This is a genomic window from Acidovorax kalamii, from assembly GCF_002245625.1.
GTDB classification, from domain to species: Bacteria; Pseudomonadota; Gammaproteobacteria; order Burkholderiales; family Burkholderiaceae_C; genus Acidovorax; species Acidovorax kalamii.
This window is the reverse complement of sequence record NZ_NOIG01000009.1, coordinates 85613-108210: the sequence shown is the minus strand read 5'-3', so window position 1 is coordinate 108210 and position 22598 is coordinate 85613. Positions and strand designations below refer to the sequence as shown.

The window sequence follows — 22598 nt, the reverse complement described above, 5'->3', positions numbered from 1 at the left end:
CTTCTCAGGCAGCAGGGGGCGCGCCAGCGGCCAGCGCCTTCTTGGCGGCAAACTCGGCGCGCAGGGCCTTGAGTTTTTCGCGCGGGTCTTCGCGCGCGGTGGTCTTGTCCAGGCCCATTTCGGCAATGAAGCGGCTGGGCTGGGCAGACACCATCTCACGGCCCTTCTTGCGCTTCTTGGTCCAGCTCACGGCCAGGGTACGCTGGGCGCGGGTGATGCCCACGTACATCAGGCGGCGCTCTTCCTGCAGGCGCTGCAGCGTGTCGTCGCTCACCTTCTGCTGGCGGCCTTCGTCGTCGTCGAGCTTGAAGGGCAGCATGCCCTCGGTCACGCCCACCAGCACCACATGGGGCCACTCCAGCCCCTTGCTGGCGTGCAGGGTCGAGAGCACGACCATGTCCTGCTCCTTCTCGCGCTCGCTGATGGTGGAGAGCAGGGCGATGGTCTGCGACACCTCCAGCAGGCTCTTGGTCTCCTTGGCGACCACGGCGCCAGCCGTGTCGTCGATCTGCCCGCCCGCGCGCTGGGCCATCCAGTCGCAGAACTCCATCACGTTGCTCCAGCGGGCTGCGGCCACCTTCTCGCTGTCCTCGTTGTCATAGAGGTGCTGCTCGTAGCCGATCTCCTTGAGCCAGTCGTTCAAAAAGGTGCGCGACTCCTCGGCGCCATGCACGCGGCGCGCGCTGTATTCCAGGTAGTTGATGTAGCGGCCGAACTCGTGCAGGCCGTCCATCGCGCGCTTCGGGACAGCGGCGGGCAGCATGCCGTTGAACAGCGCGCCGAACATGCTCTGCTTGTGCTGCGTGGCAAATGCGCCCAGCGCCGCCAGCGTGGTGTGGCCGATGCCACGCTTGGGTGTGGTGATGGCGCGCAGAAACGCCGGGTCGTCGTCGTTGTTGATCCACAGCCGGAACCATGCGCACAGGTCCTTGATTTCCGCGCGGTCGAAAAAGCTCGTGCCGCCCGAGACCTTGTAGGGGATGTTGGCCTTGCGCAGCGCTTTTTCAAACGGCTTGGCCTGGTGGTTGGCGCGGTACAGGATGGCGAAGTTCTTCCAGTCCGGCGGCGGGTTGCTGGCCGCGCGCAGGCTCTGGATGCGGGCCACGGCGCGCTCGGCCTCGTGCTCCTCGTTGTCGGCGTCGATCACGCGCACCGGCTCGCCCTCGCCCAGCTCGCTGAACAGCGTCTTGGGGAAGAGCTTGGGGTTGGGCCCGATCACGTTGTTGGCCGCGCGCAGGATGGCGCTGGTGGAGCGGTAGTTCTGCTCCAGCTTGATGACCTTGAGGTGCGGGTAATCGACCGGCAGCTTCTTGAGGTTGTCCAGCGTCGCACCGCGCCAGCCGTAGATGGACTGGTCATCGTCGCCCACGGCGGTGAAGTGGCCGTTGGGGCCCACCAGCAGCTTGAGCAGCTCGTACTGCGTGGCGTTGGTGTCCTGGTATTCGTCCACCAGCACATGCGAGAGCGCCGCCTGCCACTTGGCGCGCACTTCGGGGAAGTCGCGCAGCAGGCGCAGCGGCATGCCGATCAGGTCGTCAAAGTCCACGCTCTGGTAGGCCGCCAGGCGCTCTTCATAGCGCGCCATCAGCGTGGCGATGATGCGCTCGTTGTCGTCCGCTGCCTGGGCCAGCGCCTCGGCCGAGGTCAGGCCCATGTTCTTCCACTTGCTGATCACCCACTGCCACTGGCGCGCGGTGGCCATGTCGGTGGTGCCGCCTGAGGCCTCTTTCAGGATGCCCGTCACGTCGTCGGCATCCAGGATGCTGAACTGCGGCTTGAGGCCCAGCACATGGCCGTCTTCGCGCACCATGCGCACGCCCAGCGCGTGGAAAGTGCAAATCAGCACATCCTTGGCGCGCTTGCCGATCAAGTGCCCGGCGCGCTCGCGCATTTCCGACGCCGCCTTGTTCGTGAAGGTGATGGCCGCAATGCGCTTGGGGTCCATGCCTTTTTCGATCATGTGGGCTATCTTCATGGTGATCACCCGCGTCTTGCCCGAGCCCGCGCCCGCCAGCACCAGGCAGGCCCCGTCGGTGTAGTGGACAGCCTGGAGCTGGGCGAGATTGAGACCGGCAGACATGGGGGCAGGGGGCGCGGGACGCAGAAAAAGGAAAGAGGGGAGTCGGGGGGCGGGCCGGGACGGCGGCCACAGGGGCGGGCCCGGCGGCGAAGCGCGCAATGATACCGGCGCGCCCGTACCCATTCCCTTGCCAGCCACCGGCCCGGGGGCTCTGTGCCGGGCTGACAAGGCGCTGACGGGCCGGGGGCGCCGCAGGGCACGGGGCCCCGACGCTCCGGGAAACCCCGCTAGGGGCTTTGTTTTTGCAATTTGATACTGGCTGCGACCCCCCGCCCGCTCCCCGGGCGGTGTTTCCCCCACTCCATGCCCCCGGTCGCACGCCCATGATCTCTTTCGCTTTTTCCGCCGCCATTCCGTTTGCGCCATCGGGCCCCGGCCGCCCGCCCGCCCGCGCCTGGCGGCCGGTGGCGGTTGCGGCGGTGGTGGCCACAGTCCTGCTGGCCGGTGGGGCCCTGGCCCCGGCGCAGGCCCAGATCGGCAGCACCGCGCCCGTGCGCATCGGCGTGGTGGGGCCGTTCACCGGGCCGTCGGCCGACTTTGGCGTGCCCATGCTCAACGGCATCAAGCTGGCGGTGGACGAGATCAACGCCGTGGGCGGCTACCTGGGCCGCCCGCTGGAGCTGGTCGTCAAGGACGACACGGCCAATCCCGACCAGGGCCGCAAGGTCTCGCAGGAGCTGCTGGCCGAGAAGGTGGTCGCCACCATCGGCTTTTGCAACACCGGCGTGGCGCTCAAGGCCATCGACCTGTTCCAGGACGCCAAGAGCCCGCTCATCGTGCCTTGCTCCACGGGCACGGCCGTGACGGCCAAGTACCCCGCGCCCGACAGCTACATCTTCCGCGTGCAGGCGCGCGACGCGATCCAGGCACCTTTCCTGGTGGACGACATCGTCAAACGCGGTTGGGACAAGGTCGCCATCTTTGCCGACAAGACTGGCTATGGCGAAGGCGGCTACAACGACGTGGTGGCCGCGCTGGCGGCCAAGAACCTCAAGCCCGTGCATGTGGCGCGTTTTGACCTGGGGGTGAAGGACCTCACGGCCGAGCTCACGGCGGCGCGCAACGCGGGCGCCAACGTGGTCTACAGCTACACCGTGGGGCCGGAGAACGCCACCATCGCCAACGGCAAGAAGGCGCTGGGCTGGAAGGTGCCGCAGGTCGGGCCGTGGCCGCTGTCCTTCCCGTTCTTCCTCGAAGGCGCCAAGGATGCGGCCGAGGGCGCGCTCATGGTGCAGACCTTCATCGCCGAGCCCAGCAACGAGCGCCGTGCGTCTTTCCTGTCGGGCTACACCCGCAAGTTCCAGGGCAAGGTGGCCGTGCCCATGGCGGCGGCCAATGCCTACGACGCCACCTACCTGCTGATGTACTCCTTCCTCGGCATCCGCGACGGCAACCTGAACGGCAAGGCCATCAAGGAATCGCTGGAGGGCAAGATGAAGACCTACTACGGCGTGGTCACCACCTACGACAAGCCCTTCAGCGCGCAGGACAAGGACGCGATCACGCGCAACATGCTGGTCATGGGCATGGTCAAGAACGGTGCCATCACCTTTGCCTACCCCGAGGATGCCAAGCGCAACCTGATCATCCAGCGCAAGCAATAACAAAAAAACGGGTGCCTGCGCTCGCGACCCGCGAGCCCACCCACCTGACTTTGCGCTGACCACGCCGGGCGCCGCAGGCCCTGGCTGCAGTCGCAGCCAGGACAATCGTGCCGTGCTCTCCGTCCTCCTCATCACCTTCCCCTTCTTCGCGCTCGTGCTCTGCGGCTATCTCGCCGCACGGCGCGGCGTGCTGCCGCAACCGGCCATCCCGGGGCTCAATGCCTTCGTGCTGTACTTTGCGCTGCCCTGCATGCTGTACCGCTTCGGCGCGAGCACACCCATCGCCCAGCTGCTCGACCCGGCCGTGGCGGGCGTCTATGTGCTGTGTGCGCTGGTGATGGTGGGGGCCACGGTGGCGCTCACGCGCAAGGCGCACATCGGCTGGAACGACGCGGCTTTTGGCGCACTCGTCGCTGCCTTCCCCAACACCGGCTTCATGGGCGTGCCGCTCTTGGTGGCGCTGCTGGGCGCGCAGAGTGCGGGCCCGGCCATCGTCACCATCGTGGTGGACATGGTCATCACCAGCTCGCTGTGCATTGCGCTCTCGCGCCTGGATGGCGCAGGCACGCATGGCGTGGGGGTGGCGCTGAAGAATGCCTTCAAGGGCATGGCGACCAATCCCATGCCCTGGTCGATTGCCCTGGGGGCGCTGGCCTCGGCCCTGCAGTTCCAGTTGCCTGGCCCGGTGGACAAGACCATTGCCATGCTGGCCGACGCGGCATCGCCCGTGGCGCTGTTCACCATTGGCGCCGTGCTGGCGCGTTCACAGATGAACCAGCACGAGCAGGTGCCCGCGCGCGATTACGTGCCCGTGGCGCTGGCCAAGCTCTTGGTGCACCCGCTGCTGGTGTGGGCCGTGGGCACGGCTGCCATCGCGGTGGGTGTGCCGCTCACTCCGTTTGCGCTCACGGTGCTGGTGCTGCTGGCCGCATTGCCCAGTGCCAGCAATGTGTCGCTGCTGGCCGAGAAGTTCGGCGCCAACAACGGGCGCGTGGCGCGCATCATCCTGGTGAGCACGGCGCTGGCGTTCTTGAGCTTTTCGGCAGCGGTGGCGTTGCTGACCTGATTGCTACTGATTTTGTAGCTGCTCGCGCCCACCCCATGCGCGCAGAGGCCTGAAAAAGCCTGATATCTTGCGCTGGGGCGAAAAAAAAACCGGCTCAGGTGAGCCGGTTTTTTTGTTGGGGCTGCCGGGTTCAGTAGCGGCCGCCACCGTGGCCACCCGTGCCGTAGCCCACATCTGCGCGCTTGCTGGCGGTGTAGCCACCGGTGTCACCGCGCTCTTCGCGGGGGCGGGCCAGGTTCACCACGATCGAGCGGCCGTCCACGGACATGCCGTGCAGCGCCTTGATGGCGGCCTGGGCCACGTCGGCATTGGCCATCTCCACAAAGCCGAAGCCTTTGGAGCGACCCGTGTCACGGTCCATCATGACCTTGGCAGACGACACGCCGCCGAACTCGGCAAAGTTGCTGTTCAGGCTGGCATCGGTCACGGAATAGGGCAGGTTGCCCACATAGATTTTGCTGCTCATGGAAGAGCCTTTCTGAAAATGGCGCGCAACGATTCGCGCACCGTTGGGGTTCTGCGCTGCGGAAGGGAAATCCGCAGCGGAGGCATGGGGGATGGCAGGTGCGTCAGGCCGCAGGCCATCAGCATTGGGGTGGGTGCTGCATGCTGGTTTGCAGCCAGCCCTGCGTGACGGCAAAAAGCCGTGCGGCTTCGCGCGAGGCGAAGGCTTTGTCAAAACGGAACACGCGGCAATAACTGCCGTTGCCCTGGGAGCGATGGACCGAGAAGGAGGCGCGAAAGCGGCCGCAGTCGGTAGGGTGTGTCGTGGGCGAAACGACGTAGGCGCCCATGGAAATGGCAGGCTGTGAAATCTGGATCAATCAGGATCGCGGGCCGCAACGGTGGCCTGCGTGAGCAGCAAGGAACGCGGTGGGCTGCAGCTCTACAGACCCACGGGGCGACGAAGGTCGCCAAGGAAGCGCCTGCAAGGGGCGGAATGCACCCGGGGCAGACGTTGCGGTGACTGGCCGAAGCAAGGCCCATGACTGCAACAGTCTGAAGCATATTCGAATTTATATTTAAATTCAAATTAATATTATTTTTGGTTTTAAAAATTGGGTGTTCGGGGCTCTGCAAGCCCTTCGCTCCAGGGACTGAGTGCTCTCCATTTGATAGCTGATTGCGCTTGTGTAATGCGCGGCAGGGCGCCAAAAAGCCTCAAATCACGAGCGGATCCACATCCACCAGCCAGCGCACCAGCCCCTTGTGCTCGGGCGCACTGCGTGTGGCCTGCAGCACGGGCTGCCAGGCGGCCAGAAAACGCTGCAGGGCGGTGCGGCTCCCGCTCTCCATCAGCATCTGGGCGCGCTCCACGTTGGCCACGCGCTGGATGGTCAGCGGCACGGGGGGGAACAGGGTCACCGCGTCCAGACCCGGCAGGCCTGCCGCGTGTGCAGCGGCCGTGGCGGCGGTGAGGAAGCCCTGGGCCACCTCCTGCGTGCGTGCGTCGGCGCGTACCAGGGCCTGGTAGGCGAACGGGGGCATGGCGGCCTCTTCGCGCTCCTTGAGCTGCTGGGCGGCGAAAGCCTCGTAGTCGTGTTTGCGCAGCGCCTCGTACACGGTGTGCTGGGGGTGGAAGGTCTGCACCCACATCTCGCACTGCGTACCCTGGGCAGCCATGTACGCGGCGTCGCGCCCGGCGCGGCCTGCCGCCTGCATGAGCAGCGCAAACAGCCGCTCGGGCGCGCGGAAGTCGCTGCTGAACAACGCCCCGTCGGGCTGCACGGCGGCCACCAGCGTGATGCGCCGGAAGTCGTGGCCCTTGGCAATCATCTGCGTGCCCACGAGCACATCCACCTCGCCCGCATGCACCTGGGCCAGCTGCGCCTCCAGCGCGCCCTTGGCCTTGGTGGTGTCGGCGTCGATGCGGGCGATACGCGCGGGCGTGCGGTCAGGTCGCAGCACCTCGGACAACAAATCGCCGAGCTGTTCTTCGAGCTGCTCGGTACCCCGGCCCATGGAGTGGATGTCGGGGCTGCCGCAGGTGGGGCAGGCGCGTGGCACGCGCACGGTGTAGCCGCAGTGGTGGCAGCGCAGGGTGCGGTCGGTCTTGTGGAACACCTGGTGCGCGCTGCAGTGCGGGCAGTCGCTTTTCCAGCCGCAGTCGGCGCAGTGCAGCACGGGGGCATAGCCCCGGCGGTTGAGCAGCACCATGCTCTGCTCGCCGCGCGCCACGCGCTCGGAGATGGCGGCCAGCAGCGGCGCGCTGAAGATGGCGCGGCGCGGCTGCTGGTTCATGTCCACACGGCGCACGCGGGCCAGGGCGCCCGCGCCGATGCGGCTGGGCATGGCCAGCCGCACGTAGCGCCCGCCTTCGGGGTCTTCGGGCGTGGGCGGGCGGCTGGCGTGCCAGGTCTCCAGCGAGGGCGTGGCCGAACCCAGCAGCACCTTGGCGCCTTGCTCGCGCCCGCGCCAGATGGCCAGGTCGCGCGCCGAATACCGCGCGCCCTCCTGCTGCTTGTAGCTCGGGTCGTGCTCCTCGTCCACCACGATGATCTTCAGGCCCGGCAGGCTGGCAAACACCGCCATGCGCGTGCCCAGCACGATGCGCGCCGCGCCGCTGTGGGCGGCCAGCCAGCTTTTGAGGCGCTGGGGGTTGGTCATGCCGCTGTGCAGCGAGACCACGGCCTGGCTGCCAAAGCGCGGCGCGAAGCGGGTGGTGAAGCGCTCTTCAAGCTGCGGCGTGAGGTTGATCTCAGGCACCATCACCAGCGCCTGCGCGGTGGGGTCGGCCTCCAGCGCCTCCTGCACGCAGCGCAGGTAGACCTCGGTCTTGCCGCTGCCGGTGCTGCCAAACAGCAGGAAGGGGCCGGATTCAGAGGAAATTCGGGCCCTTGCGCGCTCCTGTTCTGCGGTGAGTGCTATTGTTTGAATAGCGTTTTCGCTGCCATCCTGGTCCAGTGCCTTGGCGGGGCGCTTGAGCCGCCGCGCCAGCTGGTCGGGCTGCAGGTCGCGCAGCTGGGGGGGCAGGGCGGCCAGCGCCACCTCGCCCAGGGCGCGCTGGTAGTAGCGTGCGGCAAAGGCCACCAGGCGGCGCCAGGGCAGCGCGAGCGGCGCCACCCCCTCCAGCACGCCTGCCACCGGCCGCATGGCCGCGCCTTCGGGCAACTCGCCCGTGGCCTCGGCGGCATCCCACACCACGCCCAGCACCTCGCGTTTGCCCAGCGGCACCCGCACCAGCGTGCCCGGCGGCAGGGGCTGCGCGCTGGCGTAGCTGAGCAGGTCCCCCACGCCGCTGTGCGACGGGGTATGCAATGCAACGTGGACGATGGCGGTGTGGATAGGCACTGGCTATGGCAGTTACGGGGGCTTGTGGAGGTGCTGTAGAGGTTTGGTGGCTAAGTGCTTGATTTGGCGTGTGCTGTGAGTAATCCCGTCTTTCTGTGGATAACTTTGTTGACATCCTGTCTGCACACCCCGCCAACCCGCATGAATACTGGCGCCGAACAGAATGCCCACAAAACTGGCAGCGTGAAAAAATCCTTATGAATCAATCATCTGAAGAAATTTGTGTGCATTTTCTGTGCTAGGGCCAGGTGGCGGGGAAATGTTGCGCCGCATCAAGATTTGTGTGCATAAGTCGAACATCACTTTGGCGTCAAGACCCGGATCAGCCCCAAATTTGTGCTAGCCGGTGCCCTGCGTGTTCAGGTATTTTTGCGGTTTGGCCTGCAAGTGCTTGATTTGACAAGGGATTTGCAAGAAATTCAGAATTTCTGTGGATAACTTTGTTGATATCCCCTGCGTTTGTCACGCAAGTCCTTGAAAGACGGCGGTTTGGCTGGAATGCCCATCAAAAAAGCAGGGGATGCAGATCCTTTGAAATCAATCACTTACGCGTTTGTTGCGAATCTTTCCGGTGCCGCCATGGTGCCATGCATGGTGCGCCATCGGGTGGCGGTGCTGCTCCAGTTTTGTGCATAAGTCAGCCCTTCGGGTGCGGGGCTGTGGGGTTTTGGTGCATGGGGCCTGCTCGCCTTTTGCTTGCAGAGAATGGCACGCAGCTGCGGCGGCTGCGCAGGCCCCAGCCTGCCTTTAGCGCGGCTGGCGCTGCGCCCGCGAGTGGCTGTGCACCGCCTCCACCAACGCCGCCACATGCTCGGGTGGGGTGAACTGGCTGATGCCGTGGCCCAGGTTGAAGATGTGCGTGGGGCCGGTGGTGCTGCGATCGGTGTGGGGTGTGCCAAAGCTGTCGAGCACATGGCGCACCTGTTGTGCAATCTGCGCAGGCGGTGCAAACAGCACATTGGGGTCGATGTTGCCCTGCAGCGCCTTGCCGGGGCCGCCGACCTGGCCGCCGACGATGGCGCGCGCCTGGCCCAGGTTGGCCGTCCAGTCCAGGCCCAGCACCTCGCAGTCCAGGTCCTTCATGTCCGGCAGCCAGATGCCGCCGCCCTTGGTGAACACGATGCGCGGCACGTCCGTGCCATCCACGCCCGTGCGCTTCAGTTGCGCCAGCACCCGCTTGGTATAGGCCAGGCTGAATTCCTGGAAGGCGCCGTCGGCCAGCACGCCGCCCCAGCTGTCAAAGATCATCACGGCCTGGGCGCCCGCGTCGATCTGGGCGTTGAGGTACGCGGCCACGCTGTCGGCATTCACGGCCAGGATGCGGTGCATCAGGTCGGGGCGGCTGTACATCAGCGTCTTGACCAGGCGGTAGTCGTCCGATCCCTTGCCTTCGACCATGTAGCAGGCCAGGGTCCAGGGGCTGCCCGAGAAGCCGATGAGCGGCACGCGGCCATTGAGCGCCTTGCGGATGCTGGTGACCGCATCGAACACGTAGCGCAGCTTGTCCATGTCGGGCACGGCGAGTTCGGCCACGGCGGCTTCGTCACGCACTTGTTTTGCAAAGCGCGGGCCTTCGCCCTCGGCAAACGACAGGCCCAGGCCCATGGCGTCGGGCACGGTGAGGATGTCGCTGAACAGGATGGCCGCGTCGAGCGGAAAACGCTCCAGCGGCTGCAGGGTCACTTCGGTGGCGTACTGAACATTGGTAGCCAGCCCCATGAAGCTGCCCGCCTGGGCACGCGTGGCCTTGTACTCCGGCAGATAGCGCCCCGCCTGGCGCATGAGCCACAGGGGCGTGTAGTCGGTGGCCTGGCGGCGGCAGGCACGCAGGAAGGTGTCGTTGGCAAGGGGGGCGAAGGTCATCTGGCGATTGTCGCAGGCCGACCGCGGGCTTCGGTAGCCGGCCTAGCGGCAGAAATTGACGCGCATCAAGCCGGAACCACGGTGGATCGGCTCAGGGCTTTTAACGTTCTGCGATGTAGTGCGACATCCGCACCACTTCGCCCGGTGCCAAAAACGCCCGCACTTCCGTCTCCAGCGCCTGGTCGGCCATGGTGGCGCGGGCGCGCTGGTGCAGGTAGTCGGCCCAGGACTCGACGATGAAGCGCTCCACATAGCGCGAGGGCTCGCCCAGGTCCTTGTACACACGCCAGAAGGTGGCGCCGTCGCGGCGGCGCGGGGCCTTCATGCGGCTGATGGTGTCGAGGAAGGCGGCGTCGGTGCCGGGCGCGATGCGGTAGCCCACCTCCACGGCCACGGGGCCTGCTTCGGGCAGGGGTTCGGCCTCGATGAAGAGTTCATCCCAGGGCGTGGCCTGGGTCACCTCGTGCAGGGCCCCCATGCGCAGCGGCATGGGGCGCGCCAGCAGCAGGCCCACGCCCATGAGCGCGGCGGCCACACACAGCGTGGGCGTGAGGCCCAGGATGTCCGACGCCGCGCCCCAGAACGCCGAGCCCATCGCAAATGCACCCAGCGCCGCCACCATGTGCATGGCCACGGCGCGCGAGCGCACCCACTGCGGCGCGCTGGCCTGGGTGGCGGTGTTGAAGGTGGACATGGCCGACATCCAGGCCGCGCCCGCAAACAGCATGGCGATATAGACCACCGCCGTGATCTTGGTGAGTGCCGCCACCAGCATGGCCGCGCCAAACACGATGCCGCCTGCGCCCACGATGGCTTCCATGCCAAAACGCGCGCGCAGCCGCCCCAGCACCAGGCCCACGGCCACGGCCCCCGTGCCCAGGCAGCCCATCAGCAGCCCAAAGCCCGGCGCCCCCGTGCCCAGGCGCTGCGCAATCACCGGCAGCAGCGCCCAAAGGGCCGAGCCTGCGGCGCTGAAGGCCATCACGCGCACCAGTTGCGCCAGGATCATGCGGGAGTGCCAGGCAAAGCGCAGCCCGCTCAGGGTGCCGCCCCACAGGCGCTCGGCGGGCAGCTTGGAGGGCGGGTGCGCCTTGGGCGGCCAGCGGCGGATGGAGTCCCACATCACCAGCGTAGTGGTCACGGTGATGGCAAACACCCAGCCCGCGCCCAGCTGTGCAAACACCAGACCCGCCAGCGTGGGGCCCACGGCACGCGCTGCGTTGTAGGCAATGCTCACGGCGGTGATGGCCTGGGGCCACTCGTCACGTGGCACGGGGTCAATGACCGAGGAATTCCACGCGGGCGTGAGCACCGCCGTGCAGCAGCCGCACACAAACACCAAAAACAGCACCGAGGCCGACCCGCCCCAGCCGCCGAGCACCAGCAGCGTGAGCAGCGCACTGGCCCCCGCCTGCGCCAGCAGCGCGCCCGAGACCAGGCGCCGCCGGTCGGTGGTATCGGCCAGCACCCCGGCGGGCAATGCGAGCAGGAACATGGGCATGAACACGGCCGTCTGCACCAGCGCGGCCAGAAAGGACGAGCCCGTCAGCTCCACCATGAGCCAGGCGGCTGCCATGGTCTGCATGCCGCTGCCCACAAAAAAGATGCCGCCACAAATCCACAGGCCCCGGAACGCGGGTTGGCGCAGGGGGCTCCACAAAGAGGTCGAGTGCTGGGACATGGGGCGGGCGGTAGGGCGTGGGTCGTGGTCGGACGGGAAGCGCGGGGGCAACCCTGCAGGGGTGTTGCAGGGCGTGTTGGAGGATATCGCCGGTTCCCCGTTTTGGGGCGGCCTGTGGGAGATGCCCCTCAATCCACATGCCGGCCGCCGCGCAGCCGGTAGGTGCGCGGCACATCGGTGCGGGTGGCGACCAGCGCCTCGGCGCGCTGCTGCATGTCGGCCAGGGCCTGGTCCAGGCCCGCCACCGCCTCGGCGCTGAGCCCGGCCAGCAGATCCTGGTTGAGCGCCTTGACCTGCGGGAACAGGCCGTCGTGCACCGTCTGGCCTGCGGGCGTGAGGCTCAGCACGGCCTGGCGCCGGTCGCCGGGCATGGCATTGCGGGTGATGAGCTTCTTGGCCAGCAGCGAGGTAATGGCACGCGAGGTGCGGGCGCGGTCCAGGCCCAGGCGCTGGGCCAGTTCGGCCGGGGGCATGCCGGGGTGTTGCGCCAGCATCATGAGCAACCCCCACTCGCGCCGGGTGATGCCGTAGCCGCCCTCGCACAGCCGCACCACCAGGCTGCCTGCCACAGCCAGCAGGCGGTTGAGGCGGTACATGAGCAGGTCGTTGGCCGCCTGCGGGTGGGCCAACCGGTGGCCGGGCGGAGTGGATGGGGTGGGGGGTGAGGGGGCCGGAGCAGGCGCGGGCATCAGGGTATTTCCGGGCATCAATTGATTAGATCAATTGATTGTGTGGCCAATACAGTCCGGCCATCCATCCCCCTGCGCGGCTGCGCGGGCCCTGCCATCGCCCCTGGAGATTTCGACCATGCGCAAACCCCTTGCTTTTGTGCTGACCGCCACACTCGCCCTGTGCGCCACACTGGCCCAGGCACAGGAAGCCCCGCTGCGCATCGTGGTGGGCTACGCCCCCGGCGGCTCCACCGACCGCGTGGCCCGCATCGTGGCCGACAAGCTGGGCAGCAAGCTTGGCACGCCCGTGATCGTGGAGAACAAGACCGGCGCGGGCGGCCGCCTCTCGGCCCAGGCCGTCAAAGCCGCGCCTGCCAACCAGCCCACGCTGCTGCTGGCCAACCCCGCCGTGATGCTGGTGGCACCCCTGGTGTTCCCCGACGCGGGCTATGACCCTGAGCGCGACTTCCGCCCCGTGAGCCATGTCAACAGCTACGAGTTCGGCGTGGCCGTGGCCAGCGCCGTGCCCGTCAAGGAACTGCCACACCTCATGGCCTGGCTGCGCGCCAACCCCGACAAGGCCAACTTCGGCGTGCCCGCCACCGGCAGCCTGCCGCACTTTTTTGGCCTGATGGTGGGCGACGCCGCCAAGGTGCGCGCGGAGGTGGTGGGCTACCGGGGCTCCGCGCCGCTGCTCAACGACCTGCTGGGCGGCCAGGTGCCTGTGGCGTTTGACACGTTTGACACCCTGCTGCCGCAGCACGAGGCGGGCAAGATCCGCATCCTGGCGGTGTCGGGTGCCAAGCGCAGCGCGCTGGATGGAAAGATCCCCACCTTCAAGGAAAGCGGCCTGGACCTGGCCGCCACCGGTTGGAACACGTTCTTTGCGCCCATGGGCATGCCCAAGGCGCAGGCCGAGCGCCTGGCGGGTCTGATCCATGAAGTGATGAAGGACCCCGACACCCAGCGCAAGTTTGTGACCGCCAAGATGGAGCCCGTGGTGGCGACCATGGCGCAGACCGAAGCCATGCTCAAGGCCTACCGCGCGCAATGGGCGCCGGTGGTGCAGCGCTCGGGCTTCAAACCATGACCACCCGCCCGAACATCATCTTCATCGTTGCCGACGACCTTGGCTATGCCGACCTGGGCTGCTACGGCGGGCGCGACGCGGCGTTTGGCCCGGTGTCGCCGGTGCTCGATCAGCTGGCGGCCAACGGCCTCAAGCTCACGCAGGGCTACTCCAATTCCCCCGTCTGCTCGCCCACGCGTTTTGCGCTGATGACGGCGCGCTACCAGTACCGCCTGCGTGGCGCAGCAGAGGAGCCCATCAACAGCAAGAGCCGGGGCAGCACCACGCTGGGCCTGCCGCCCGAGCACCCCACGCTACCCTCGCTGCTGCGTGCAGCGGGCTACCGCACGGCGCTGATGGGCAAGTGGCACCTGGGCTACCCACCCGCGTTCGGGCCGCTGCGCTCGGGCTACGAGGAGTTCTTCGGCCCCATGTCGGGCGGGGTGGATTACTTCACCCACTGCAGTTCCAACGGCACGCACGACCTGTACCTGGGCGAAGAAGAAAAGCAGCAGGACGGCTACCTCACCGACCTCATCACCGACCATGCGCTCGACTATGTGCAGCGCATGGCGGAGGGCGCCAAGGACGGCACGCCGTTCTTTCTGAGCCTGCACTACACCGCGCCCCACTGGCCGTGGGAGACCCGCGACGACGAGGCGCTGGCGCAGGAGGTCAAGGGCAACCTGTTCCATCTGCACGGCGGCAACATCGAGACCTACCGCCGCATGATCCACCACATGGACGAAGGCATCGGCCGCATCATGGCGCTGCTGGAAAAGCAGGGCCTGGCGCGCGACACGCTGGTCGTGTTCACCAGCGATAACGGCGGCGAGCGCTTCTCGGACAACTGGCCCCTGGTGGGCGGCAAGATGGACCTGACCGAAGGCGGCATCCGCGTGCCCTGGATCGCGCACTGGCCCGCCGTGATCGCCCCCGGCGGCGTGAGTGCGCAGACCTGCATGACCATGGACTGGTCGGCCACCATGCTCGACGCCGGCGGGGCCGCCGCGCATGCGGACTACCCGCTGGACGGCCGCTCGCTGATGCCGCTGCTGCGCGATGTCAGCGTGCAGGATGAGCCCCCGCTGTTCTGGCGCATGAACCACCGGGGCCAGCGCGCCATGCGCCAGGGCGACTGGAAGTACCTGCGCGTGGATGGCAACGACTACCTGTTCAACCTGGCCGACGACGAACGCGAGCGCGCCAACCGTGCGCCCGTGGAGCCCGAGCGCCTGCAGGCCATGCGCGCCGCGTGGGAGGCGTGGAATGCATCCATGCCCGCCATCCCGGACGATGCGACCGTGAGCCTGGGCTACTCGGTCAAGGACATGCCGGGCCGGTGAGTCCCCGGGCCGCTGTGCATGTTCGTCCGCAGGGGCCAGTGTTGTGGCAATTTTTGGCCTTCACCGCCTGATGGCTATGCCTTTTATGCTATAAATTTAATAGCATTCCACTTTTCCCTGCCTCCAGCAGCCGCGTGAGCAGCGGGTGCATCACCTTGCGGGCGCTGTAGATCAGGTGAAACTGCTCCTGCACGTCGGGCGTGGTGCCCACCTGCACCAGGCCGTGTGTGGTGGCTAGGTGCTCGCCCAGCGACACGGGCGCGGGCATCACGCCCATGCCGGTGGCGGCAAAGGTGCTCAGCAGCGCGCTGTCTTCAAACTCGCCAGCGATGCGCGGGCGGATGCGTTCGCGCTCCAGCCAGTGGTCGATGCGCGCGCGCATGGCGGCGTGGTCGGTGGGCAGCAGCACGGGCACCACGGCCAGGCTGTGCGGGAAGTTGTTGGCCGCCGCCTCGGCCCACAGCGGTGGCGCGTACCAGGCGATGGCGCTGCTGCCCAGCAACTGGCTGGTGGTGCGCAGGGCGGGGTTGGGGGGCGCGGCGCGGTCGGCCAGCACGGCGTCCAATTTGTGCAGCGCCAGCTCGCCCAAGAGGGGCTGAAACTCGCCCTCGTGGCACAGCAGGCGCAGGTGCGGCTCGTCCAGCACGGGAGTCAGCAGCCGGTGCACGGCCAGCTTGGCGATGCCGTCGGAGATGCCCAGGTTCAGGCGCAGCGTCTGGCCGCTGGCGGCCTCGCGCACGCGCACGGGCAGCAGCTCGCCTAAAGCGAAGATGTGGTCGGCCTCGTGCAGCGCAGCCACGCCCGCGTCGGTCAGCACCAGGTTGCGGCCCTCGGTGCGCAGCAGGCTCACGCCCAGGGCCTTCTCCAGTTCGCGCACCTGGGCACTGATGGTCTGCACGGCCATGTCCAGCCGCTCGGCGGCGCGGGCAATGCCGCCCTCCTTGGCCACCACCCAGAAGTAGAAAAGGTGGCGGTAGTTGAAGCTCTGGCTCATGGGCGCCTTTCGGGGGAGAAACAGGTTTGGTTCGTAAAAACCGAACCAATGCTACCAATATGACAGGTTTTTAAGAATCCACTGCATCCCTACAGTGCGGGTCTGTTGCCGGGTGGGGCGCCCGGCCACGCATTCCCCTTTGGAGAAAGATCATGGAAACAATAGGCACCTGGTGGATGTGGACGGGTTTTGCCGTCTTTGTGGTGGTGGCCATTGCCATCGACCTCTTGGTGATGGAGCGCCAGGGCGCACACAAGGTCACGATGAAAGAAGCTCTGCGCTGGAGCCTGCTGTGGTTCTCGCTGGCCTTTGTGTTCGTCGCCATCCTGTGGTGGTACCTGGACGGCAGCCAGGGCCGCGAGGTGGCCAACACGGTGTCGATGCAGTTCATCACCGGCTACCTGGTCGAGAAGAGCCTGTCGGTGGACAACATCTTCGTCTTCCTGATGCTGTTCAGCTACTTCGCGGTGCCGCCGCAGTACCAGAAGCGTGCGCTCATCATCGGCATCATCGGCGCCATCGTGCTGCGCACGCTGCTGATCCTGGCCGGTGCCTGGCTGCTGGCCACCTTCCACTGGCTGCTGTATGTGTTCGGTGCGTTCCTGGTCATCACGGGCGTGAAGATGTGGTTTGCTGCGGGCCAGGAGCCCGACATCGCCACCAACCCGGTGCTCAAGTTCCTGAAGAAGCGCATCCGCATCACCGACCAGTTCGATGGCGAAAAGCTCTCGACCATGATCAACGGCGTCAAGCATTTCACGCCGCTGTTTGTGGTGCTGGTGCTCATCGGCACCACCGACATCATCTTTGCGGTGGACAGCATCCCGGCCATCTTCGCGATCACCAGCGACCCGTTCATCGTGCTCACGGCCAACATCTTTGCCATCCTGGGCCTGCGTGCGCTGTACTTCCTGCTGGCCGACCTGGCCAACCGCTTCCACCTGCTGGCCTATGGCCTGGCGCTGGTGCTGGTGTTCATCGGCGGCAAGATGCTGCTCATCGACTTTGTGAAGATCCCGATCGGCTATGCGCTGCTGGTGACGGCGTCGTTGATCGCAGGCTCCATCTTCCTGTCGCTGCGCAGCTCGGGCGAAAGCGCCCACGGCGCCCCGGCCCTGCCACGCAAAGACTGACGCAAGGCCACCCGCCATGGAACTCTTCGACTCTGTTTTGCTTTTCCTGCTGGCGGGCCTGGTCGCGGCCACCGTCATCGCCCACCGGGCGGGCAACGAACGGCGCGACGTGCGGCTGCTGATGGGGCTGTCGGCCCTGTGCGGCGCCGGTGCCGCCGCTGCGCTGGCCTGGGGCTGACGATGCAGATGCTCTGCACTTTGCGCCGCTGGCTGCGCGGGCTGGAACCCCGGGCGCGCGCCCACCTGGAGCGCGGCTGGTTGGCGCGCTACCAGCCCTGGCTGGAGCAGCGTGCGCTGTTCCGCTTTCAGCGCCAGCCACTGGCGCGCGGGGTGGCGGCGGGCATGTTCTGCGGGCTGATCCCCGGGCCGCTGCAGATCCCGGGCACGCTGCTGGTCTGCGCCTGGCTGCGCGGCAACATCGTGGCGGGTGGGGTGGCCACGTTCTATACCAACCCGCTCACCACCGTGCCGCTGTATGTGCTGGCGTTCTACCTGGGCGCGCTGGTCATGCCTGGCACCCACACCCTGCCTGCATGGGGCAGCGTGGTGCCGGGCGGAGACTTCTCGGTGCAGGCGCTGGGCACCTGGATGCAGGCCCTGGGCGCACCGCTGCTGGTGGGCCTGCCCACGCTGGGCCTGGTGATGGCGGTGCTGGGCTATGCCACGGTGCAACTGCTGTGGCTGGCGCCTGCCCTGCAGCGCAAGCGGCGCCTGGCACGCAGCCGCTGAGTGCCGTTCAGCGGCAGGGCCGCGCAGTGCAGGCGCAGCGCCCGCCAGTGCCACCGTGGAACTGGCTTTGCCAGGCCACGGGTGGCGTCCCCCTTCAGGGGGGACGCGGCGCAGCCGCTCAGGGGGTTAGTCCAGCTTGACGCCCACCTTGGTGATGACCCGCCCCCATTTCTCGCGCTCGGCGCGCGCAAAGCTGCCCATCTGCGCCGCCGTGCCGGGCATGGGCTCCACCCCCAGGGCCTGCAGCCGGGCCTTGGTGCGGGTGTCGGCCAGCGCGGTCTGCAGGGCCTTGCTGAAGTTCGCTGCCACATCGGCCGGTGTGCCTGTGGGGGTGACGATGCCCTGCCACGCGAACCCCTCAAACCCTTGCAGCCCTTGCTCGGAAATCGTGGCCACCTCCGGCATGGTGCCCACGCGCTGCGGGCTGGCCACGCCAATGGCCTTCACTTTGCCGGTGTTGAGGAACGGGTACACCGTGGCGCTGTCGATCCACATCGCGGGCACCTGGCCACCGATCACATCCTGGATGGCCGGTGCTGCGCCGCGATACGGCACATGCGTGAGCTTGAGTCCGCTCTGCTCGTGGAACAGCTCGCCCACCAGGTGGTGCGGGCTGCCCGGCCCGGCGGACGCCCAGTTCACCCCATCGGGCATCCCTTTGGCCCAGGCCATGAACTCCTTCAAGTTCTTGGCGGGCACATTGTTGGACACCACCAGGAACATGGGAAAGCGCACCAGCAGGCCCACGGGCTGGAAGTCCTTCTCGGCGTTGTAGCTCAGCTTGCTGAACAAAAACGGGTTGGCCGCCAGCGTGGCGAAGTCGGCCGAGAAAATGAGGTTGCCGTAGTCCTTGTTGCGCGCGCTGTACTCGGCGGCGATGTTGGTGCCCGCGCCGGGCTTGTTGTTGATGACGATGGGGCGGCCCAGCGTGGCCGACATCGATTCGGCAATCGTGCGCGCCACGATGTCCGAGCCGCCGCCAGCGGCGTAGCCCACCACCCATTCGAGCGGTTTGGTGTCCTGGGCATGGGCCAGGGGCAGTGTGGTGGCCAGTGCCAGGCCCGCAAGGGTGGTGAGGAAATGTTTGCGCTGCATGGTGGTGTTGTCTCCGTGGTTGTGAAAGTTCAAGTCGAGTCGGACCCCGCACCGTCTGCGCGGTGCTGTCGTGGTGATTGCAGAAGGGACGGGCTAGGCCGCCACCGCGTGGGTGGGCACCACCGGCGTGATCGCCGGGGTGGTACGCCGGTCGGCCGTGGGCACGGCACTGCCGCGCGCCAGCTGCAGCGCGTGCTGCAGCGTGGCCTGGTCGCCGATGTGGTTGGCCAGCAGCAGCACCAGGCGTGCGTTCATGGCGTGGCTCTCGGGCGTGGACAGGCCCTGGTGCGCCGCAATCAGCGCTTCATAAAAGTCGTCGCAGGCCTGCAGGTTGGGTTGGGTGTTCAGCATGGGCATGTTCCTTGTCGTCTTCCTGGTCAGGCCGCTGCGACCGTTGCACGCGCCAGGGCGCTGCGCACCGCTGCTTCGGTAGGCGTGCGCCAGCGCGCGCACACATGCTGGTCGGGCCGCACCAGGTACACGGTGCGCGGCAGCGCATCCAGCCGCTGGGCGGCCAGCGCCTGGTGGTCGATCACGTCGATGCCGATCTGCAGCACCTTCACACCGGGCAGGTCGCGCGTCCAGGTGGGGGCTGGGCCAAACACCAGCAGCGTGAAGTCCGGCCCCAGCTCGCGCAGCAGCCAGGTGGGCTGGCCCTGTTTCGTCAACGGTGCATCCAGCAGCACGGCACCGGGCACCTGGGTGCCTGCGAAGTGATCGGTATCCGGCGTGTTCAGCGGCGACTGGTGCAGCGTGGCGGGCACCGACAGGCGGCCGCTGTTGACGATGCGCCTTGCAAACGCATGTTCGCGCGCCAGATGCAGCGCCGCGTCGCGGAACAGACGGCTCACCTCGCTCTTGGGCGTGATGAAGTCGGTGGCGCGGGTGGAGTTGCACAGGTTCTCGTCCGCCGCGTATTCACGCTCGGGGCCATAGGTGCTCACCAGCGCGGGGCTGGCGCGGCCCTGGAGCACCCAATCGAGCTTCCAGGCCAGGTTCTCCGCGTCCTGCACGCCGCTGTTGGCGCCCCGTGCGCCAAAGGGCGAGACGCCATGGGCGCTGTCGCCCGCAAAGACGACGCGGTCGTGCACGAACTGGTCCATGCGCAGGCAGGCAAAGGTGTAGACGCTGGCCCAGTCCAGCTCAAACTGTGCATCCGCACCCAGCAGCGCCTTCACGCGCGGGATGATGTTCTCGGGCTTTTTCTCTTCTTCAGGGTCGGCGTCCCAGCCCAGCTGGAAGTCGATGCGCCACACGTTGTCGGGCTGGCGGTGCAGCAGCACGCTCTGGTTGGGATGAAAGGGTGGGTCGAACCAGAACCAGCGCTCGGTGGGGAAGTTCGCCTCATCCGCCAGCTTCACGTCTGCGATCAGGAAGCGGTCCTGAAAGATGCGCCCCTTGCTCTCCAGCCCCAGCATCTGCCGCGTGGGCGAGCGTGCGCCGTCGCAGGCCACCAGCCATTGCGCGTCGATCTGGTAGGCGCCCTCGGGGGTGTCGATGCTCAGCAGCGCGCCGTCCGCGCGGCTTTGCACCGCCGTCACCTTGTTGTGCCAGCGGATGTCGATGCCTGGCAACTGCAGCGCACGCTCCACCAGGTAGGCCTCGGCGTAGTACTGCTGCAGGTTGATGAAGGCGGGGCGCTCGTGGCCCTCTTCGGGCAGCAGATTGAACTCGTACAACTGCTCGTCTTTGAGGAACACCTTGCCCAGGTTCCACGACACGCCCTTGTCCACCATGCGCTGGCCCACGCCCAGGCGGTCCCAGATCTCCAGCGTGCGCTTGGCGAAACAGATGGCGCGCGAGCCGATGGAGAGCTTGTGGTCGTTGTCCAGCACCACCACGCGCTGGCCGCGCTGGGCCAGGTCGATGGCCAGCGACAGGCCCACGGGGCCCGCGCCGATGACCACGATGGGGTGTTGTGCGAGCGTCGCCCGGTCCTGGTCGGGCGAGCGCACGTAGCCGAAGTCGATGGCCTGCACCTCGGCGCCACTGGCGTGGAATGCTTCGGTGGGAATGTCTCTGGGGTTCATATCTTTTGTCTCCTCCAGCCTCGGCGGCTCAGCCTTCCAAAGCCTTCCACATTTGGATGTCGCGCTCGGCGGTCCAGATGCGTGGGTCGGGGTATTGCGTGGCCTCGTCGTACGCACGGGTCACGTCAAACGGCATGCAGTGGTTGAAGATGACCCAGTGGCCGTACTTGGGCTGCAGCTTGGCAAACGTGGCTTCGTAGACCTTGCGCAGGTCTTCGCCCTTGGCCGCACTGGCCTTCACGCTCTCGTACAGGTCGCTGATGAAGGCGCGTGTGCCCGCCAGGCCCGCCTGCACCTGATCGGGCGTCTGCAGCGCGGCGCCCCGGCCGGGCACCAGCTTCTCGGGCTTCAGCGCAGCGATGTTGTCCAGGGTCTGCGGCCAGTCCTGGAAGTACGCGTCGCCCGCATACGGCGTGGCGTCGAACTCCACCAGGTCGCCGCTGAACAGGATCTTTTCCTGCGGCAGCCAGGCCACCGTGTCGCCCTTGGTGTGGCCCCGGCCCAGTTGCAGGATCTGCACTTCCAGCTTGCCCAGCCACAGGGTCATCTTTTGGTTGAAGGTCATGGTCGGCCAGGTCAGGCCGTCGGGCACGCTCTCCACGTTCTGGAACAGGCGCGGAAAGCGCCCGATCTCGCTGTCCTTGTCGAACTGGCCACGCTCCACGATCAGGTCGCGCGTGTCCTCGCTGGCAATGATGTGCTCGGCACCGTAGGCGCTGGCCCCCAGCACGCGCACGGCGTGGTAGTGGCTCAGCAGCACGTACTTGATGGGCTTGTCCGTCACTTCGCGGATGCGGCGGATCACGTCCTGCGCCATGACGGGCGTGGCCTGGGTGTCGATCACCATCACCGCGTCGTCGCCAATGATGATGCCGGTGTTGGGGTCCCCCTCGGCCGTGTAGGCATAGGCGTGGTCGGAGAGCTTGTCGAAGCTCACCTTCTTCACTTCGAGGTCGGCGGCGGAGGCAAAGGTTTTGACGGTGCTCATGGTGGTGATTTGTTAATGGTGAATGCGTTTATCTAAACGGAATGTGTTGATGTTAGGCAAGAAATTCGTTAATGTCTAACGCATTTGTTTAGGTGTAAACCCGAAGGGCTGGGCGGTGTCGCGCTGCATGGACAATCGCTACATGGCCACCATGACCCCCGACCTGCCCCCCGCCGACGACGAAGACACGCCCCGCGGCCCGCGCGGCATCCAGAGCGTGGAGGTGGGCGGCCAGCTGCTGAAAGTGCTGGCGCGCACCGGCCGCCGCATGGCGCTCAAGGACCTGGCCCGCGCGGCAGACATGACGGCCGCCAAGGCGCATCCCTACCTGGTGAGCTTTGGCAAGCTGGGCCTCATCGAGCAGGACGCCGTGAGCGGCCATTACGGCCTGGGCCCCTTGGCCATGCAGCTGGGCCTGATCAGCCTGCAGCAGGTGGACCCGGTGCGCCTGGCCATTGCCGAGCTGCCCGCGCTGGCGCAGCGCATTGGCTACACCGTGTCGGCCTCGGTCTGGGGCGACAACGGCCCCACCATCATCCGTGTGGAAGAAGGCCCCACGCCGGTGTACGTGGCCATGCGCCACGGCACCACGGCCTCGGTGCGGCACACGGCCACGGGCAAGGTGTTTGCGGCCTTCGGCCCGCGCGAGCGCGCTGCGGCTGCGCTGGCGTCCGAAGGGTTTGCGGGCGCGCTGGATGAGCCCGCATTTGCGGCCGAGCTGGAGGCTGTGCGCCAGCACCAGATCAGCGAAGTGACTGACCAGCTGCTGCCCGGGATCAGCGCGCTGGCAACGCCGGTGTTCGACGGGTTCGGGCAGCTGGTGCTGTGCATCGCCGTGATCGGCCCCAGCGCCACGCTGCAGACCGGGCCCGCCAGCCCGGCGGCGCAGCATCTGCGGGAGGCGGCGCGGAGTTTGTCGCAGCGCCTGGGGGCGCCGGTCGGCCCTGTGTAGGCGGTT

General features: G+C 67.1%; 20 protein-coding genes. 8 read left to right on the top strand and 12 right to left on the bottom strand.

The window, feature by feature from the left end; translation table 11 throughout:
- Positions 1-4: 4 nt before the first annotated feature.
- The gene (locus tag CBY09_RS14480) at positions 5-2080 is read right to left on the bottom strand and encodes an ATP-dependent helicase (RefSeq protein WP_094290315.1); all 2076 of its coding nucleotides are present in this window, start codon (positions 2078-2080) and stop codon (positions 5-7) included.
- 323 nt (positions 2081-2403) lie between these two features.
- On the opposite strand from CBY09_RS14480, the gene CBY09_RS14475 reads away from it, so the two are divergent.
- Positions 2404-3684, top strand: a complete 1281-nt coding sequence (locus CBY09_RS14475; RefSeq protein ID WP_240515735.1) for an ABC transporter substrate-binding protein — start codon at positions 2404-2406, stop codon at positions 3682-3684.
- A gap of 112 nt (positions 3685-3796) precedes the next feature.
- Positions 3797-4750, top strand: a complete 954-nt coding sequence (locus tag CBY09_RS14470; protein WP_094290314.1) for an AEC family transporter — start codon at positions 3797-3799, stop codon at positions 4748-4750.
- Between the two features lie 130 nt (positions 4751-4880).
- On the opposite strand, the gene CBY09_RS14465 is transcribed toward CBY09_RS14470, so the two are convergent.
- From CBY09_RS14465 to CBY09_RS14440, 6 genes are all read right to left on the bottom strand, one after another.
- Positions 4881-5216, bottom strand: coding sequence for an RNA recognition motif domain-containing protein (locus tag CBY09_RS14465; protein ID WP_094290313.1), 336 nt, complete (start codon positions 5214-5216; stop codon positions 4881-4883).
- A 118-nt stretch (positions 5217-5334) separates the two neighbouring features.
- Positions 5335-5544: a hypothetical protein gene (locus CBY09_RS14460; protein WP_063462430.1), complete on the bottom strand. Its 210-nt coding sequence runs from the start codon at positions 5542-5544 to the stop codon at positions 5335-5337.
- A gap of 367 nt (positions 5545-5911) precedes the next feature.
- On the bottom strand, positions 5912-8035 hold the full coding sequence (gene priA / locus CBY09_RS14455; RefSeq protein ID WP_420807454.1) for a replication restart helicase PriA: 2124 nt from the start codon (positions 8033-8035) through the stop codon (positions 5912-5914).
- Between the two features lie 753 nt (positions 8036-8788).
- Positions 8789-9904, bottom strand: a complete 1116-nt coding sequence (gene hemE, locus CBY09_RS14450) for a uroporphyrinogen decarboxylase (RefSeq protein WP_094290311.1) — start codon at positions 9902-9904, stop codon at positions 8789-8791.
- Between the two features lie 100 nt (positions 9905-10004).
- Entirely contained in the window at positions 10005-11585 is a 1581-nt protein-coding gene (locus CBY09_RS14445; RefSeq protein WP_094290445.1) for an MFS transporter, read from the bottom strand.
- Between the two features lie 128 nt (positions 11586-11713).
- Positions 11714-12274, bottom strand: coding sequence for a MarR family winged helix-turn-helix transcriptional regulator (locus CBY09_RS14440; protein WP_094290310.1), 561 nt, complete (start codon positions 12272-12274; stop codon positions 11714-11716).
- A 118-nt stretch (positions 12275-12392) separates the two neighbouring features.
- Here CBY09_RS14440 and CBY09_RS14435 point away from each other — a divergent pair, with 118 nt between their 5' ends.
- Positions 12393-13346 (top strand): Bug family tripartite tricarboxylate transporter substrate binding protein, encoded by a 954-nt coding sequence (locus tag CBY09_RS14435; protein ID WP_094290309.1) that lies wholly within the window; start codon positions 12393-12395, stop codon positions 13344-13346.
- Complete coding sequence (locus CBY09_RS14430; protein WP_094290308.1) at positions 13343-14671, top strand: sulfatase family protein; 1329 nt, start codon at positions 13343-13345, stop codon at positions 14669-14671. Before CBY09_RS14435 ends, CBY09_RS14430 begins: the two co-directional genes overlap by 4 nt.
- Before the next feature lie 88 nt (positions 14672-14759).
- Here the strand turns inward: CBY09_RS14430 and CBY09_RS14425 are convergent, their stop codons facing one another.
- Positions 14760-15665 carry a LysR family transcriptional regulator gene (locus CBY09_RS14425; protein ID WP_094290307.1) on the bottom strand — a complete coding sequence of 302 codons (906 nt, stop codon included), beginning with the start codon at positions 15663-15665 and terminating at the stop codon, positions 14760-14762.
- Between the two features lie 152 nt (positions 15666-15817).
- Between CBY09_RS14425 and CBY09_RS14420 the strand changes: the two genes are divergently transcribed.
- From CBY09_RS14420 to CBY09_RS14415, 3 genes are read left to right on the top strand one after another with little or no spacing between them, the layout of a single operon-like run.
- The gene (locus CBY09_RS14420; RefSeq protein WP_094290306.1) at positions 15818-16798 is read left to right on the top strand and encodes a TerC family protein; all 981 of its coding nucleotides are present in this window, start codon (positions 15818-15820) and stop codon (positions 16796-16798) included.
- 16 nt (positions 16799-16814) lie between these two features.
- The gene (locus tag CBY09_RS23885; RefSeq protein ID WP_165773919.1) at positions 16815-16976 is read left to right on the top strand and encodes a hypothetical protein; all 162 of its coding nucleotides are present in this window, start codon (positions 16815-16817) and stop codon (positions 16974-16976) included.
- Between the two features lie 8 nt (positions 16977-16984).
- On the top strand, positions 16985-17527 hold the full coding sequence (locus tag CBY09_RS14415; RefSeq protein ID WP_094290444.1) for a DUF2062 domain-containing protein: 543 nt from the start codon (positions 16985-16987) through the stop codon (positions 17525-17527).
- Between the two features lie 126 nt (positions 17528-17653).
- On the opposite strand, the gene CBY09_RS14410 is transcribed toward CBY09_RS14415, so the two are convergent.
- The 4 genes from CBY09_RS14410 to CBY09_RS14395 form a co-directional block, all read right to left on the bottom strand.
- Entirely contained in the window at positions 17654-18622 is a 969-nt protein-coding gene (locus CBY09_RS14410; RefSeq protein ID WP_094290305.1) for a Bug family tripartite tricarboxylate transporter substrate binding protein, read from the bottom strand.
- A 93-nt stretch (positions 18623-18715) separates the two neighbouring features.
- Positions 18716-18973 carry a DUF2783 domain-containing protein gene (locus CBY09_RS14405; RefSeq protein ID WP_015015947.1) on the bottom strand — a complete coding sequence of 86 codons (258 nt, stop codon included), beginning with the start codon at positions 18971-18973 and terminating at the stop codon, positions 18716-18718.
- A 26-nt stretch (positions 18974-18999) separates the two neighbouring features.
- Positions 19000-20652: an FAD-dependent oxidoreductase gene (locus CBY09_RS14400; protein ID WP_094290304.1), complete on the bottom strand. Its 1653-nt coding sequence runs from the start codon at positions 20650-20652 to the stop codon at positions 19000-19002.
- Between the two features lie 28 nt (positions 20653-20680).
- Positions 20681-21640 carry an MBL fold metallo-hydrolase gene (locus CBY09_RS14395; RefSeq protein ID WP_094290303.1) on the bottom strand — a complete coding sequence of 320 codons (960 nt, stop codon included), beginning with the start codon at positions 21638-21640 and terminating at the stop codon, positions 20681-20683.
- A 142-nt stretch (positions 21641-21782) separates the two neighbouring features.
- On the opposite strand from CBY09_RS14395, the gene CBY09_RS14390 reads away from it, so the two are divergent.
- Positions 21783-22592 carry an IclR family transcriptional regulator gene (locus CBY09_RS14390; protein WP_094290443.1) on the top strand — a complete coding sequence of 270 codons (810 nt, stop codon included), beginning with the start codon at positions 21783-21785 and terminating at the stop codon, positions 22590-22592.
- The last annotated feature ends 6 nt before the right edge of the window (positions 22593-22598 follow it).